General features: G+C 49.4%; 2 pseudogenes. Both read left to right on the top strand.

What is annotated here, in order from left to right:
* A pseudogene (locus tag NXS07_RS20975) lies at positions 1 to 138 on the top strand (phage holin family protein); the annotation flags it as partial.
* A pseudogene (locus tag NXS07_RS20980) lies at positions 135 to 352 on the top strand (structural protein); the annotation flags it as partial. The pseudogenes NXS07_RS20975 and NXS07_RS20980, both read left to right, overlap by 4 nt.

A 352-nucleotide genomic window follows, 5' to 3' on the forward strand; every position in this document is an offset into this window, starting at 1 on the left:
GGACTGATAGGCGGATTTATCAGTCTCGAAGCGGGGCTGAGTTTATACCTGATGTTCGTTAGTGCTGGCGTGTCCGGTGCAATGGGGAGCATCGCCCTAACCTATTTCTGGAACAGACTGACAGGTGAACAAAGATGAGCAGAGGCATTCGTAATAACAATCCCGGCAACATTGACCACAACTCAGCGAATAAGTGGCAGGGTCAATTGCCCCACGACCCGAAGATTGAATCTCGGTTCTGTCGGTTTGAATCACCAGAGTATGGTATTCGGGCACTGATGAAGCTGTTGTGCAATTACCATAAAAAAGGCTATCAGACCGTCGCGAAGATGATAGACCGCTGGGCACCAAA

The sequence above is a fragment of the Xenorhabdus bovienii genome (assembly GCF_024721015.1).
Taxonomy (GTDB): Bacteria; Pseudomonadota; Gammaproteobacteria; order Enterobacterales; family Enterobacteriaceae; genus Xenorhabdus; species Xenorhabdus bovienii.